This window comes from Marinobacter sp. L-13 (assembly GCF_056857715.1).
On sequence record NZ_JBSXNQ010000064.1, the window covers coordinates 38,203 to 51,885 of the forward strand.

The window sequence follows — 13,683 nt, forward strand, 5'->3', positions numbered from 1 at the left end:
CGGCCCCAAAAAAAGGGGTTACCTCTCCTCGTTCAACCTCTGCATTTCTGCCAGCAATTCTTCAGTTTTCTCTTCCATCAACGGAATATCCGCCCTCGATTCGACGTTCAAACGCACAACCGGCTCGGTGTTGGACATCCGCAGGTTGAAGCGCCAGTCGTCGAATTCGATGCTTACGCCGTCCACGTGGCTGACGTTTTTTGCGCCAACGCTGTATTTGGCTTCAATCGCCGCGATGACCTTGGGGGGATCATCGATGGTGCGGTTGATTTCGCCGCTGGCCGGGTAGGCTTCGATTCGGGCATCGATGAGGGATGACAGGGTCTGGCCTGACTGGCAGAGGCGCTCGGCGATCAGCAGCCACGGGATCATGCCGCTGTCGCAGTAGGCGAAATCCCGGAAGTAGTGGTGGGCGCTCATTTCGCCACCGTACACGGCGTCTTCGTCACGCATCCTCTGTTTGATGAAGGCGTGGCCGGTTTTACTTTCGATGGCTTCGCCGCCTGCTGCTTTTACCAAGTCCAGGGTGTTCCAGGTCAGGCGGGGGTCGTGAATGACTTTGCCGCCACCGGTTTTGCGCAGGAACTGGTCGGCAAGCAAACCAACGATGTAATAGCCCTCTATGAAACGGCCATTCTCGTCGAAGAAGAAGCAGCGGTCGTAGTCGCCGTCCCAGGCGATGCCCATGGCGGCGCCTTCTGCGATAACGTCGTCGGCTGTCGCCGCCCGGTTTTCCGGGAGGATCGGATTGGGTACGCCGTTGGGGAAATGGCCGTCCGGCTGGTGGTGCACTTTCACAAATTCAAAGGGCAGGTGCTGCTCGAGTTCGTCGATCACCAGGCCGGCGCCACCGTTGCCGGCGTTGCAGACAATGGTCAGCGGACTGAGGGGGCCGGCATCGATGTACCCCAAGAGATGGTCCACGTAGGCGCTCATCACCTCTAGCGGTTCATAGCGGCCCTGCTCGGGCGCATCACCAAAAGGCTCCAGCACCCGGTCGCGGATCTCGTTCAGACCGTTGTCGGAGCTGATCGGCCGAGATTCGGGGCCGACCATTTTCATGCCGTTGTGATCTTTGGGGTTGTGGCTGGCAGTCACCATGATGCCGCCGTCCATCTTGTAATGGCTGGTGGCAAAATACACCTGCTCGGTGCCGCACAGGCCGATATCGAACACATCCGCACCAGCAGCCATCAGGCCAGAGCTGAGCGCTTCGGCAATGTCGGGGCTGGACAGACGGATGTCATAGCCAACGATCACTTTCTTCGCACCGGTGATTTCCACATAGGCGCGCCCGATTTTTTCCGCCAGGACCGGATTCAGTTGATCCGGCACCCGGCCGCGCAAGTCGTAGGCTTTAAAACAGGACAAGTCCATTGTCTGATGTTACTCCGCGGCGGATGACTGAAGCTGGATGTAGTTCTGAATACCCATCTGGGAAATCATTTCCAGCTGGGTTTCCAGCCAGTCAATGTGCTCTTCTTCGCTATCGAGAATGCTGCGGAAAAGTTCACGACTGGTGAAGTCCTGCACTTCCTCGCAGTAGAGGATCGCCTCTTTCAGGTCGGTGTGGGCGATTTCTTCGAGTTTGAGATCGCAGGAAATCATTTCCTCGACGTTCTCGCCAATCAGCAATTTGTTCAGATCCTGGAGATTAGGCAGGCCTTCGAGAAACAGGATCCGCTCGATAAGCTGGTCTGCATGCTTCATCTCGTCGATGGATTCTTCGTATTCCTTGGCGGCCAGCTTGGTAATGCCCCAATCCTTGTACATGCGGGAATGGAGAAAGTACTGGTTGATCGCGGTCAGCTCGTTGCCGAGGACCTTGTTCAGATGCTGGATGACCTTTTTATCGCCTTTCATAGTCGGGCTCCCTGATGGCCGAATAAATCAGACTCCTAGGATAGCCGCTTATCAGGCCGGAGAAAAATAGAACCGGGCAATCGATTCGGTCAGGCGGGCTGGGCGAGCATATTGGCCATGGCCAGGTAATCGGGCCTACGGCTCTCACGCAGAATTTCGCGGGCGGTGCAGGCACAGCGGCCACATTGGGTGCCTACACCCAGCTCTTTACCTAGCTGGCGCATAGAGGAAATGCCGTTATCGGCAGCTTCGCGAATTTCCCGATCGGTTACGCCGTGGCAAAGGCAAACGTACATAGCAGTGACTCACCTATGACAATAAAAGTTAGTGATAATTATTGTCATTGGCATCCAAGAATGCAACCCTTTTGGCTTAATTTTGTGCAATGTTTTGTGTGTCGGGCTCACGACTCACGGGTCAGATTTCGGCAGCCGGCCTCTGTCACCACGACGTTGTCCTCAATACGGATGCCACCGCAGCCTCTCAGCTTGCCGATCAGCTCCCGGTTCAGGTATTGCCCAAACTCCCCTTCCAGCAAGGGATCCAGCAACGAGGGAATAAAATAGAAACCTGGTTCAATGGTCACCACTGTGCCCGGCTCCAGCCTGCGGGTCAGGCGAAGGAAGGGCGCGTCTTCCGGGGGCGGCGTTGGCTTTCCCGCGACATCATGAACCTGTACGCCCAGGAAATGACCGATGCCATGGGGAAAGAAAACCCGGGTGATGCCTTTCTCGACAATATCCTCGTCATCCAGGCCCGACACCAGCCCGGTCGCTGACAGCAAAGCCGCAATCCCCCCATGAGCCTTACGATGTATGTCGATGTAGTCCACCCCGGGCGCGACCATGTCGCAGAGCCTGACCTGAAGCCGGTCGAGACCGTGGATCAGCGCCGCGAAGTGGGACTCTCCCGGGCCTGCCGTGGTGCGGGTTATATCGGAGCAGTAGCTCCGAAAACGGACCCCGGCATCGATCAGCAGGCTGCGGGTCTGCCCTGGCGGCTGCGTATCGTAATACTGGTAGTGCAACGTCCCGGCGTGCTCGTTCAGCCCGATAATGCTGTGATAAGGCGCTTCGGCTTCCCGCTGACCGGTTGCCTGCTGGTAGGCCAGATTGATGCCAAACTCGCTCTCACCGACCAGGAACGCCTCCCGGGCCGCCGCGTGGCCTGCCAGAGCCAGTCTGTTCGCCTGCGCGAGACACTCGATTTCGTAGGGCGTTTTGCACACGCGGGTCTCGTCCAGATCCCTCAACAGAGCCTCCGGGTTTTTCTCACCCGGAATATTCCATATCAGGGCAGGATCCCCGATCACCGCAAGGCTTTCCGGATCATCCAGCAACGGGGCCTCGGGTGAGGCACTGCTGCGAACCTCGATGAATTGCTGCCAGGGCTCTTCCGCCAGTGGCGAATTGGCGTGCCAGAAGTCGACCGGTTCGAACAGCCAGAGCACGGGCTTGTGCCCGGCCCGGATCCAGAGCCAGCAGTGTTCGCGACCGGCCAGCCCGGTCCAGTGCAGAAACGGACCATAACCCTGGAAATGCCAGGCCTGGTCATCTCCATAACGGTAAGGCGCGGCGCCGGAAGCAATAAGCAGGCTGTCGTAGCCATGCTCTGCCAGGGCCGATTCGTATCGGGCCTGCAGTTCTTTCAAGTGATCGGTCTGCAGCGACAACAGCGCATCATCAGGCATGGCCATCTTCCAGTGTTTTCCAGAGCGTTAAAAGATCGTCCGAGCGGGTATCACGGAGACGGATCAGGCGAATCTCAAGGGGGACATCCCAGACTTCGTCACCGGCTCGCACCAGACTGCCGAACTGTTCGCTTTTTTCCATCATGCGCCGGGGCAACCAGCCCATGCCGAAACCCTGCTTCACCAGCGCCTTGATGCTGGCGGACTGGGTGTTCTCGTTCAGGGGTAACAGGTTGGCCGTCAACCTGCTGCGGGCAAGATGGCCTTCAATCGCCGATTGCAGGAAACCACGACTGTGATAAGCGATCAGCGGTACCGGCTGTTCCGGGCTGCCCGGCAAGGCAAACCGCGGATGCCCCTGATCGCCAGCAACACTGACCGGAACCAGGGATTCGCGAGCCAGCACCAGCCAGTCGTAACTATCGGCAGTCAGCCTCCCGCCCCAGGGCAGATCGGGATGCCAATAGCACAGCACCAGATCACACTCGCCACTGTCCAGCGCCTCCAGAAACTGCTCCCCCACCCAACTGGTGGCATTCAGATTTAGCTGCAAACGCTCGGCAATGCCCGCGTCTTTCGCCCAGCCCTGGTAAAAGTGCGAAAACAGACCCTGCGTGGAACCCACACTGATCCTGGCAGACACCTCGGCTTCAAGGGCGCTGATTCGATCACGGGTATCCCGGACATCCCGGGTGATTCGCTCGCACAGCTCCCGGAATATCTCGCCAGCAGGCGTCAGCGAGAGCGGCAGCGTCTGGCGGTTGACCAGCGTGCTGCCCATGGCTTCTTCCAATAATTTGATCCGGCGGCTGAACGTAGGCTGGCTCACGTGCTGCAACTCGGCAGCACGTGAAAAATGGCGCGTTCGGGCCAGCGCCAGAAAATCTTCCAACCAGCTTACTTCCATGGAGTCCCCTGAGGGTATGTCGTTGTATCGATGCGAGTTCTGCTGCTGGCATCATAGCCTATCGCAGCGGCGCCGTTACAACCGGCCCTCTTCCACCGCGTGGCAGGCCACCTGGGTACCGCCATCCGTGGTGATCAGCTGCGGAATTTCCTGCCGGCAGCGCTCGTTGGCGTAGGGGCAACGCCCATGAAACACGCAGCCCGACGGCAGGTTCACCGGCGTCGGCACCTCTCCTTTCAGGCGGATGTGGTTGGGGCGATCGTCCTCCAGTTTCGGAATAGCCGACAACAGCGCATGGGTGTAGGGATGTCGGGGCGCGGAAAACAGCGTTTTCGTATCCGCCAGCTCACAAACCCGCCCAAGGTACATGACGGCAACCCGAGTGCCGAAATGCTCAACCACCGCCAGATCGTGGGTAATAAACAGGTAGGTCAAGCCCCGGCTTTCCTGGGCGTCCATCAGCAGGTTCAGCACCTGGGCCTGGATCGACACGTCCAGGGCCGAGATCGGCTCGTCGGCCACGATGAACTCCGGATCAACTGCCAGGGCCCGGGCAATAGCGATCCGCTGGCGCTGGCCACCGGAGAACTCGTGGCCGAAGCGGCTACCCCAGTCCGGATCAATGCCCACCGAATGCATCACCTCATGGATCTTGTCCCGCACCTGTACCGGCGACCAGTCCGGATGGTGGAACCGGATCGGCTCCTCCAGGGTCTGCTGGATGGTCATGCGGGGGTTCAGGGAGGCGTAGGGGTTCTGGAAGATCATCTGCATCTTGCGACGGTAAGGCAGAGAATCCTTACGCTCGAGATGATCGATACGCTGACCGTCGTAGTGGATCTCGCCGGCGCTGGGCGACAGCAGGCCCATCACGGTTCGGGCCACGGTCGACTTGCCACAGCCGGATTCGCCCACCACGCACAGGGCCTCGCCCTTCTGCACTTCCAGATCCACGCCATTGATAGCGTGCACGGCTTCCTGTTTGCGGCGGAAACGGCCACCCTCGAAGGTGATCTGCTCCAGCAGGCTGCCGGACAGGTCAAAGCGTTTCTCAAGACCGCGGATACTTACCAACGGGGAGGTCATGATTCGGCCTCCTGCATGCGTTTCTCCTGTTCAATCAGGTTGGCAACTTCGTAACAGGCCACATTCACATTGCCCGAGCGCACATACTCCGGCATGGCCTGCTTGCACTGCTCGGTGGCGAAGTTGCAGCGGGGATGGAACGGACAGCCGGAGGGCACGTTCTTCAACGATGGCATGGAGCCGGGAATCTGGAACAGCCGCTCGCCGGGCTCGCCCATCTGGGGCAGCGCGTTGATCAGCCCCTGGGTGTAGGGGTGCTGGGCATCGTTGATAATTTCCCGGGTCGGCCCCTGCTCGATAATCCGGCCGGAGTACATGACCAGCATTCGCTGGGTCACCTGGGAAACCACGCCCAGATCGTGGGTAATCAGCATCAACGCCACGTTCTCCTGTTCGCACAGGTTCAGTAGCAGATCCATGATTTCCGCCTGAATGGTGACATCCAGAGCCGTCGTGGGCTCATCCGCGATGATGATTTCCGGATCCAGCAGCAGGGCGATGGCAATGATCACCCGCTGGCGCATGCCCCCGGACAGCTCATGGGGGTATTGATCGAGACGCTTCTCCGGAGAAGGAATCTGCACCTTCTGCAGCCGGTCCAGAGCAATGGCACGGGCTTCTTTTTTACTGATTTTCCGATGGGCAAGGAGAGCCTCCACCATCTGGGTTCCGATGGTGAGGACCGGGTTCAGGGTCATCATCGGATCCTGGAAGATCATGGCGATACGGTTACCACGGATTCGGCGCAGCTCCCGCTCGCTCATGGCGGCGAGGTCCCTGCCCTCGAACAGGATCTGTCCGCCGGCGATGTAGCCCGGCTTGGCAATCAGGTTCAGGATGGAAAAGGCAGCCACCGACTTGCCGGCACCGGACTCCCCCACCAGGCCCAGGCGCTCGCCCTTGTCCAGGCTGAAGCTGATGCCGCGCAGGGCTGTCAGGTCGCCACCACGCACGGCAAAGCGCACATCGAGATCTTTAACTTCCAACAGTGCCATGGTGTTACCCCTTGTACAGCCGTGGGTTCATTACATCCCGCAACCAGTCACCCAACAGATTGATGACCAGCACGAGCACCACCAGCACCAGGCCCGGGATCAGGGTGATCCACCAGGAACCGCTCTGGATGTAGTCAAAGCCGGATTTGATCAGCGACCCCAGCGACGGCTGGGTCTCCGGCATGCCCAGGCCCAGGAATGACAGGGCCGCCTCGGAAATGATGGCGTTGGCAATCTGGACCGTGGCAATAACAAAGATCGGTGACAGGGTGTTGGGCAGGATGTGCCGGAACATGATCCGGCGGGTCCCGAAACCCATCACCTTGGCGGCGTCGACGTATTCCTTCTTTTTTTCCGCCAGCACCGAGGCGCGGACTGTCCGGGCAATCTGGGGCCACTCTGCGACCCCGATGATGAAGATCAGCATGTAAATGGCGATCTCACCGAACATCAGGTTACCGAAGCTCGCCTTGAACACTGCGCCCACGATGATGGCAACCATCAGGGTGGAGAACGACAGCTGAACATCGGCAATGCGCATCAGCACCGCATCGACCTTGCCACCCAGGTAGCCGGCGAGGAGACCGAACAGAATGCCCAGAAACGCCTGCAGGACCACCGCCCCGAAACCGATCATCAGGGACACCCGGGTACCGTAAAGAATCGTGGACAGCAGATCCCGGCCCTGGGCGTCGGTGCCCAGAAGAAATGCCGGATCGGCTCCGCTCATGCCCACCGGGGGCAGCTCAGAATTCATAATGTTGATCTGCGCCAGATCGTAGGGATCGGCGGGCGCCAGCAGGGGCGCGAACACCGCCGCCAGCACCATCAGCAGCAGCACGGCAAAGCTGACAATCGCCACCTTGTCGCGCTTGAAGCTGTACCAGAAGAAGGACTCGCGGAAGCGGTACCAGCGGGAAACCGTTGCCGTTGTCATGCTTTCTTTCCTGTCAGTTTGACGGTGGGATTCACCAGACCGTAGATCAGATCCACCAGGGTATTGGTAACCACGAAAATCAGGCCCACCACCATCAGGTAAGCCACGATCAGCGGAATGTCACTGCGGGTAATGGCCTCCAGGAACATCAGGCCCACGCCCGGCCACTGGAACACGGTTTCCGTAAGGATGGTGTACGCCACCATAATGCCGATCTGCACGCCACCCACGGTGATCACCGGAAGCATGGTGTTCTTGAGTGCGTGCAGGAAGTTGATGCGGCCGGCGCTCAGGCCCTTGGCCCGGGCGTAACGCACATAGTCGCTCTGCAGCACTTCCATCATCTCGGCCCGGATCAGCCGGATAAACAGCGGCAGCATGATCGAGGCCAGCGACACCGACGGTAGGATCAGGTGCATCAGACCGGTACCGGTGAAGAAGCCCGATTCCCAGGTGCCGAACAGGTGAGTCAGCTCATCACCACGCCCGTAAGAGGGCAGGCCGCCCTCAGTGGAAAAGAAGTCGTTCAGCCACTGCCCCCACCCGGTATCGGACGGAAACCAGTTCACCGTCACACCAATGGAGAACAGCTGAATCAGCACAATGGCCGTCAGGAACACCGGGATGGAAATACCCACGGTACTGACGCCCATAAAGAATTTGGATAACCATGCCTGGGGCCGGATAGCGGCATAGACACCAATCGGCACGGAAAGAAACACAATAATCAGACTGGCACCGATGACCAGCTCCAGCGTCGCCGGCAGGTGCTCGGCGATCACTTCCAGGGTCGGCTTGCTGTAGAAATAGGAGTTGCCCAGGTCGCCCTGGAGCGCATTGCCTGCAAACCGCAGGTACTGCACCACCATCGGGTCGTTCAGGCCAAGCTCCTCTCGAATGGCTTCCCTCTCCTCTTCGGAGACGGACATCCCCACCATTTCCTGAAGCGGGTCCCCGAGGCCATCCTGAATGGCAAAGGCAATCACGCTGATCACAAACATGACCAGAAACGCCTGGGAAATCCGCTGAACCAAAAACGCTAACATGGAAAGCTTCCGGATAAGGCTTGCAAACAAAAGGCCGGCGCCGGATCACTCCAGCGCCGGCCGGCCATCAAAGGCAGTTACTCAACAACCAGATCACCCAGGTACGGGAAGTTCATGACATTGAGCACCGGCTCAATATTCACGTTCTTCTTGGAGGCCCAGGCCAGGTCCTGCCAGTGCAGCGGAACAAAGGCGGCATCATCGTACAGACGCTGTTCCACTTCCTGCAGCATGGCGGCACGCTTGTCCAGGTCGGTCTCGACGTTGGCCTTCTGTACCAGGGCGTCGATTTCCGGGTTGCAGTAGTTACCGGCGTTGTACTGGCCAGCGCCAGTGTCGGCATCCGGGCAGAAGGTCAGGAACTCGTAGAAGTTGGCGGAGTCCTCGGTATCCGCGTGCCAGCCGATCATCATCATGTCAGCGGCGCGGTTGTCATACTCCGGCCAGTACTGGGCCTTTGGCAGGGTTTTCAGATCCACCTTGATGTTGATGCGCGCCAGCATGGCAGCCACTGCCTGAGCGATCTTGTCGTCGTTCACGTAGCGGTTGTTCGGCGCCATCATGGTGATTGTGAAACCGTCCTCGTAACCGGCTTCCTTCATCAGCTCCTGGGCCTTGGCCACATCGAAGCGCGGTGTCAGGGACTCGTTATAGCCCTGGTAGCCTTCAGGCGACATCTGGGCAGCAGGGGTGGCGAAGCCTTTCATGATCTTGGCGGCAATGCCTTCCTGGTTGATGGCATAGGCAATCGCCTGGCGAACCTTCGGGTTCTTGAAGGCTTCCACTCGCTCCTGGTTCATGTGGAACAGGATGATGCGGGTGCCACTCATGGTGACCAGGTTGGCGTTCTTGTCGTTGCGGATCCGCTCCAGATCATTGGGCGGAACCGGGGCGATAAAGTCGACACCACCGGACAGCAGCGCAGAAACCCGGGTGTTGTTCTCTTTGATCGGAGTCAGCACGATCTTGCCGACGTTACCCGGGGACTCGGTATCCCAGTAGTCGTCGAAGCGCTCGAACTCGACGCGGACACCCTGCTTGCGTTCGGTCACGGTGTAAGGGCCGGTGCCCGACAGATTCTCGGATGCGAACGAGTTGCCATGTTTGAGGATGGCGCTCTTGTCTTTGCCGTCTTCGGTCTGGCCGCTGTAGAACTCGCTGTCGAACGGCCCTATGTGTCAGCGTAGTTGTCGCCTGAATATTTCAGAGGACAACCATGCCCCATTATTCACCGGAACGTAAAGAAGCCATTCTCCAGAAGATGGCCCCACCTCACAGTCTGACTGTTGCCGAGTTGGCCAGCCAGGAAGGCATCAGTACCGCAACCTTGTACAATTGGCGTAAAGCCGCCAGAGGACGAGGTGCCGTTTTGCCATCGAATTCAGCTCATCCAGACAAGTGGAGTAGCGAAGAGAAGTTCCGCATTGTTCTGGAAACCGCCCCGATGACGGAGGCGGAAGTTAGTGAATATTGCCGTAGGAACGGCCTTTACCCGGAACAAATCGAAACCTGGAAAGCCGCCTGCATGGGAGCCAATGCCCTGTCGGATGAACAGGCCAAGCAGAATCGGCAAGCGGCCAGGGCTGAGAAAAAACGAGTCAAAAAACTCGAAGCCGAGTTGCGACGCAAGGAAAAAGCTCTGGCAGAAACGGCTGCACTGCTGACGCTGTCAAAAAAAGCCGAGGCGATCTGGGGCCCCAAAGACGAGGACGAATGACCAGCCTCCCGGATCGCCAGCAGGCGGTTACCCTGATCCAAGAGGCTCAGGGTAACGGAGCCCGGCTGGTCAAGGCCTGCGCCTTGCTGAACCTGAGTATACGCACTTATCAGCGCTGGACGGCAGATAAGGCCGTCAGCGCCGATCAACGACCGGTGGTGCCCAGACCAGCACCCACCAATAAACTCTCGGAGGCGGAGCGTCAGGCCGTGGTCTCACTGTGCAACCAGAAGGAATATCGAAGCTGTCCGCCGGCCTTCATCGTTGCGGATCAACTGGATCAGGGTCGCTACCTGGCCTCGGAATCCACCTTCTATCGGGTTCTGCGGGAGAAGGATCAAGTACACCCCAGAGGTCGGCAAAAAGCGCCCCAGAGCAAGCGCAGGGCAACTACACACAAGGCCACAGAACCGAACCAGCTGTGGTCGTGGGATATCTCATGGCTGCCGGGGCCAGCAAAAGGCACCTGGTTCTACCTGTATCTGATGCTGGACGTATACAGCCGCAAGATCGTCGGTCACGAGGTCTATCACAGTGAGACCGGCGAGCTTGCCAGCGAGTTCATCGAGAAGGCCTACTGGCGTGAACACCTGGCGACGAAGGACAAGCCTCTAGTGCTGCACTCCGACAATGGCAGCCCCATGAAGGCCTCGACCTTCTTGGAGAAACTGTACGATCTGGGTATTACGCCCTCGAACAGTCGCCCCCGGGTCAGTAACGACAATGCCTACTCGGAGTCGTTGTTCAAAACCCTGAAGTTCCGCCCGGGGTTCCCGGTAAACGGCTTCAGAACGATCGAGGAGGCCCGCAAATGGGTACTGGCGTTCGTGCGCTGGTACAACACCGAGCACCGACACAGCGCCTTGAACTACGTAACACCTCAGCAACGCCATACGGGCGAAGCTGATCAGATCCTGGCCCAGCGAAAACAGATTATCGAAGCGGCGAAAGCCGAGAACCCGCGTCGCTGGTCTGGTGATATCCGAAACTTCAGCTTGCCGGAATCAGTCACTCTGAACCCGGAAAAGGCGGCCAATTGTTAAAGAGCTGATGACTTAAACGCGACATCTACGTTGACAGACTCCGCACCGTCACGGTCGCGAATCTGTCTCTGTCGCCGCAGCAGAAATCACAGATCGCCGAGGCCATCACAACGGCCCACAACGCCCAAACCGGCGCTCCCCGGTTCTTTGCCCAGGTTCTGTTTTATGCGGCCAATGAGGGCGATCACTTTGTGGGTGGCAGAGTGAACACCGCGCCTGAGGTGTATGTGTACGGCCTGGTTCGGGAGGGCAGAACCACCCAGATCAAACAAGCCCTGATGAGCCAGATGCTTGAAGAAATTGCCCAAATCGTGGACATCACAGCTGAAAATGTCTGGATCTATCTGCAAGACGTTCCGGCCACCCAGATGATCGAGTTTGGGCGGTTTTTGCCAGCGCCGGGAGAGGAAGCTGAATGGGAAAAGGGAATGTCTCCGGAAAAGCGCGCCAACTTGCCCAAATAACCGCATTAATAGATCTGTCCCGGTTTTCAGAAAATTGAGGACAAAGCGCAAATAGATAGATATTAAAGCTGTCGGAGTATTGCAAATAAAGCAGGGAGTTACTTTAAATCGACATCAGTAAAATGGACATATCCGGTAAGCACTCCATCGGTGAATCTATCGATCGTTCCTGTAAAGCGGATGACGTCTTCTTGGGAGAGTGAGAGCGCCTGATTGTCGGGGACTTCCTCAAGGAAATAATCGGCCAGCGCTCTTTGATCCCCGTCGCTAAGCTCAATCCTATTGCCCCGGTAGCCCGGCTCAACATCGATAACGGTCCCCGTCCAGGTCACGCGCTTGCCGACGAACTGGGATTTCTTTTCAGCTTCCTGGGCTGACGTGAGACCAGAAGTATAGATCTGATCCATCATCTGGTCATAGGACAGGCTTAGGTGTTCGGCCTGAAAACCGGGGATCTGGAAGCTTTTGCTGAAAACACCGGCCAGAGCACCAACAACCAAGACGATCATGAATATCATCTTGGGTTTGCTGGACTTCAGCTCCGCCCACATATCGTCAGCAGATTCATTTTTCATTGGGCACCTAATTTCCTTGGCAAGAGGAAAACACCAGAAGCAACTTCCACATCAGTGTTTTCCGGTAACTTCCGTTGTCATAAGCTTACGAAAGGCTGCAGGCATGCCCTTCCAAGGAACGGCTTTATCTGTGTAATAACTAGCCCGCGCCAACTGCTTGTCGCTGAATTTCGTCATATCTTCAAACACTGCGATTACCCGCATGGGATCCTTCAATTGCTGGCTCATGCTCCACAGTAGCTCCGCTTCCATTAAGCGCTCGCCAGAGGTTGCAACCACAACGGAAATCGGAATTTTCGACATGAAGTAAGCGTCGACAAAGATCTGCTGGTTCGGGTCAGCAGCGAAGTCATAGCGAGCTTCAATCTGCGTTTCCTTCTCCACTTCCCGAAGAACACTCATGATTTGATCTTTGAAGTCAGATATCTTGCGATCCTGCCGAAACGCAGACAGGACCTGCATCTGCGCGGAACACTCTGCTACACGCATTGCCGCGTCAGCCACCTCAGCAGCTGAACTAGCTACAGCAAATAACTCTTCGTCCACCTCGTCCCAAAATACCTGGTGACTGAACTCCAAAGATTTGATCCAAGCCTGGGGCTTGCCTTTTTCGATGCTGACGCCATCCGTCATCAGCCGAAATGCGGCCTCGCCGTTATCGTCTATTCGGAAGGTTCCGTCGGATATAGGCAAAACGAATAGAACAACGCTGTCACCGTCGTCATAGGTGAAAGGCGTGGAAATGGATACACCTCCGGCTTCTGTCGGACGAATATAGAAGCCTTTGCATAGCTCCGACTGAAGTTGTTTTGTGTCCATTAGAACAGCCCTCCCTGCTCGCTGGGCAACGAAATGCCAAGGCATTTTAGAGCTTGGTCGACCAAATTAATACGATCAATATCCAATTTCGGGTCCAACCGTCGAGTTTTACCGAAAGCCAACTCCTTGACTCCTGGAAGAGCTCTATTGGTTAAATCACGGCCATCCTCACAGTTGAAATGGACGTGAAACCCTTTGTGCGACGGGTGATAGTCCATTCTTGCGATTGGAATAAGATCTTCACCCTGCGATAAGAATAGCCAAGCTGAGAATTTTCGCTTGTCAAAGTAGGCGCCATCTCGCCATAGAAACAAAGCTCGGTAGTTCCCACCAGCATCCATTAAATCTGTGTGTTCGACCCTACGACTCTTCATGTTGAGGAACTTCGGCATATCCCTCGATTTGCTGGCGGGTCTAAAAACGATGGAGCGGACGGCCTTTGGGTGCCTGATATGGTCCCTGACCTGCTGGCGGGTGAACATCCATTTCCTCCTACCTCAGTACTGACCACCAAAATACGCGGCCAATGATCCTGATATTG

Annotated in this window: 15 protein-coding genes; 2 read left to right on the forward strand and 13 right to left on the reverse strand. The window is 57.3% G+C overall.

What is annotated here, in order from left to right; genetic code table 11:
• Positions 1 to 18 precede the first annotated feature (18 nt).
• The 10 genes from AC13DD_RS16675 to AC13DD_RS16720 form a co-directional block, all read right to left on the reverse strand.
• On the reverse strand, positions 19 to 1,377 hold the full coding sequence (locus AC13DD_RS16675; RefSeq protein ID WP_273018254.1) for a phosphohexomutase domain-containing protein: 1,359 nt from the start codon (positions 1,375 to 1,377) through the stop codon (positions 19 to 21).
• A gap of 9 nt (positions 1,378 to 1,386) precedes the next feature.
• The gene (gene bfr, locus AC13DD_RS16680; RefSeq protein ID WP_014575823.1) at positions 1,387 to 1,863 is read right to left on the reverse strand and encodes a bacterioferritin; all 477 of its coding nucleotides are present in this window, start codon (positions 1,861 to 1,863) and stop codon (positions 1,387 to 1,389) included.
• A gap of 89 nt (positions 1,864 to 1,952) precedes the next feature.
• Positions 1,953 to 2,159, reverse strand: a complete 207-nt coding sequence (locus AC13DD_RS16685) for a bacterioferritin-associated ferredoxin (protein WP_148610028.1) — start codon at positions 2,157 to 2,159, stop codon at positions 1,953 to 1,955.
• Between the two features lie 107 nt (positions 2,160 to 2,266).
• Positions 2,267 to 3,553 (reverse strand): Xaa-Pro dipeptidase, encoded by a 1,287-nt coding sequence (gene pepQ / locus AC13DD_RS16690; protein ID WP_482931509.1) that lies wholly within the window; start codon positions 3,551 to 3,553, stop codon positions 2,267 to 2,269.
• A complete protein-coding gene (locus AC13DD_RS16695) occupies positions 3,546 to 4,460 on the reverse strand; it encodes a LysR family transcriptional regulator (RefSeq protein ID WP_273070159.1) in 915 nt (304 codons plus the stop codon). Before AC13DD_RS16695 ends, pepQ begins: the two co-directional genes overlap by 8 nt.
• 75 nt (positions 4,461 to 4,535) lie before the next feature.
• Positions 4,536 to 5,546, reverse strand: coding sequence for an ABC transporter ATP-binding protein (locus AC13DD_RS16700; protein WP_339623875.1), 1,011 nt, complete (start codon positions 5,544 to 5,546; stop codon positions 4,536 to 4,538).
• Positions 5,543 to 6,541, reverse strand: coding sequence for an ABC transporter ATP-binding protein (locus tag AC13DD_RS16705; RefSeq protein ID WP_104271564.1), 999 nt, complete (start codon positions 6,539 to 6,541; stop codon positions 5,543 to 5,545). Before AC13DD_RS16705 ends, AC13DD_RS16700 begins: the two co-directional genes overlap by 4 nt.
• A gap of 4 nt (positions 6,542 to 6,545) precedes the next feature.
• Positions 6,546 to 7,478 carry an ABC transporter permease gene (locus AC13DD_RS16710; protein WP_273070163.1) on the reverse strand — a complete coding sequence of 311 codons (933 nt, stop codon included), beginning with the start codon at positions 7,476 to 7,478 and terminating at the stop codon, positions 6,546 to 6,548.
• Positions 7,475 to 8,524: an ABC transporter permease gene (locus tag AC13DD_RS16715; protein ID WP_053114107.1), complete on the reverse strand. Its 1,050-nt coding sequence runs from the start codon at positions 8,522 to 8,524 to the stop codon at positions 7,475 to 7,477. Before AC13DD_RS16715 ends, AC13DD_RS16710 begins: the two co-directional genes overlap by 4 nt.
• A gap of 77 nt (positions 8,525 to 8,601) precedes the next feature.
• Positions 8,602 to 9,699, reverse strand: coding sequence for an ABC transporter substrate-binding protein (locus tag AC13DD_RS16720; RefSeq protein WP_482931532.1), 1,098 nt, complete (start codon positions 9,697 to 9,699; stop codon positions 8,602 to 8,604).
• Between the two features lie 41 nt (positions 9,700 to 9,740).
• Here AC13DD_RS16720 and AC13DD_RS16725 point away from each other — a divergent pair.
• Positions 9,741 to 11,284 (forward strand): IS3 family transposase gene (locus tag AC13DD_RS16725; RefSeq protein ID WP_085986444.1). Its coding sequence is split into 2 segments (ribosomal slippage): positions 9,741 to 10,212 and positions 10,212 to 11,284, totalling 1,545 coding nucleotides; the frame shifts between segments, so codons are not numbered across the junction.
• 68 nt (positions 11,285 to 11,352) lie between these two features.
• The gene (locus AC13DD_RS16730; protein WP_482901901.1) at positions 11,353 to 11,748 is read left to right on the forward strand and encodes a tautomerase family protein; all 396 of its coding nucleotides are present in this window, start codon (positions 11,353 to 11,355) and stop codon (positions 11,746 to 11,748) included.
• A 98-nt stretch (positions 11,749 to 11,846) separates the two neighbouring features.
• On the opposite strand, the gene AC13DD_RS16735 is transcribed toward AC13DD_RS16730, so the two are convergent.
• The 3 genes from AC13DD_RS16735 to AC13DD_RS16745 are packed head-to-tail and all read right to left on the reverse strand — an operon-like array spanning position 11,847 to position 13,624.
• Positions 11,847 to 12,323, reverse strand: coding sequence for a hypothetical protein (locus AC13DD_RS16735; protein WP_405417000.1), 477 nt, complete (start codon positions 12,321 to 12,323; stop codon positions 11,847 to 11,849).
• 51 nt (positions 12,324 to 12,374) lie between these two features.
• Complete coding sequence (locus AC13DD_RS16740) at positions 12,375 to 13,142, reverse strand: DUF1828 domain-containing protein (protein ID WP_405417002.1); 768 nt, start codon at positions 13,140 to 13,142, stop codon at positions 12,375 to 12,377.
• A complete protein-coding gene (locus AC13DD_RS16745; protein ID WP_405417004.1) occupies positions 13,142 to 13,624 on the reverse strand; it encodes a hypothetical protein in 483 nt (160 codons plus the stop codon). The genes AC13DD_RS16740 and AC13DD_RS16745 overlap by 1 nt, the downstream gene beginning before the upstream one ends.
• Positions 13,625 to 13,683: the final 59 nt, after the last annotated feature.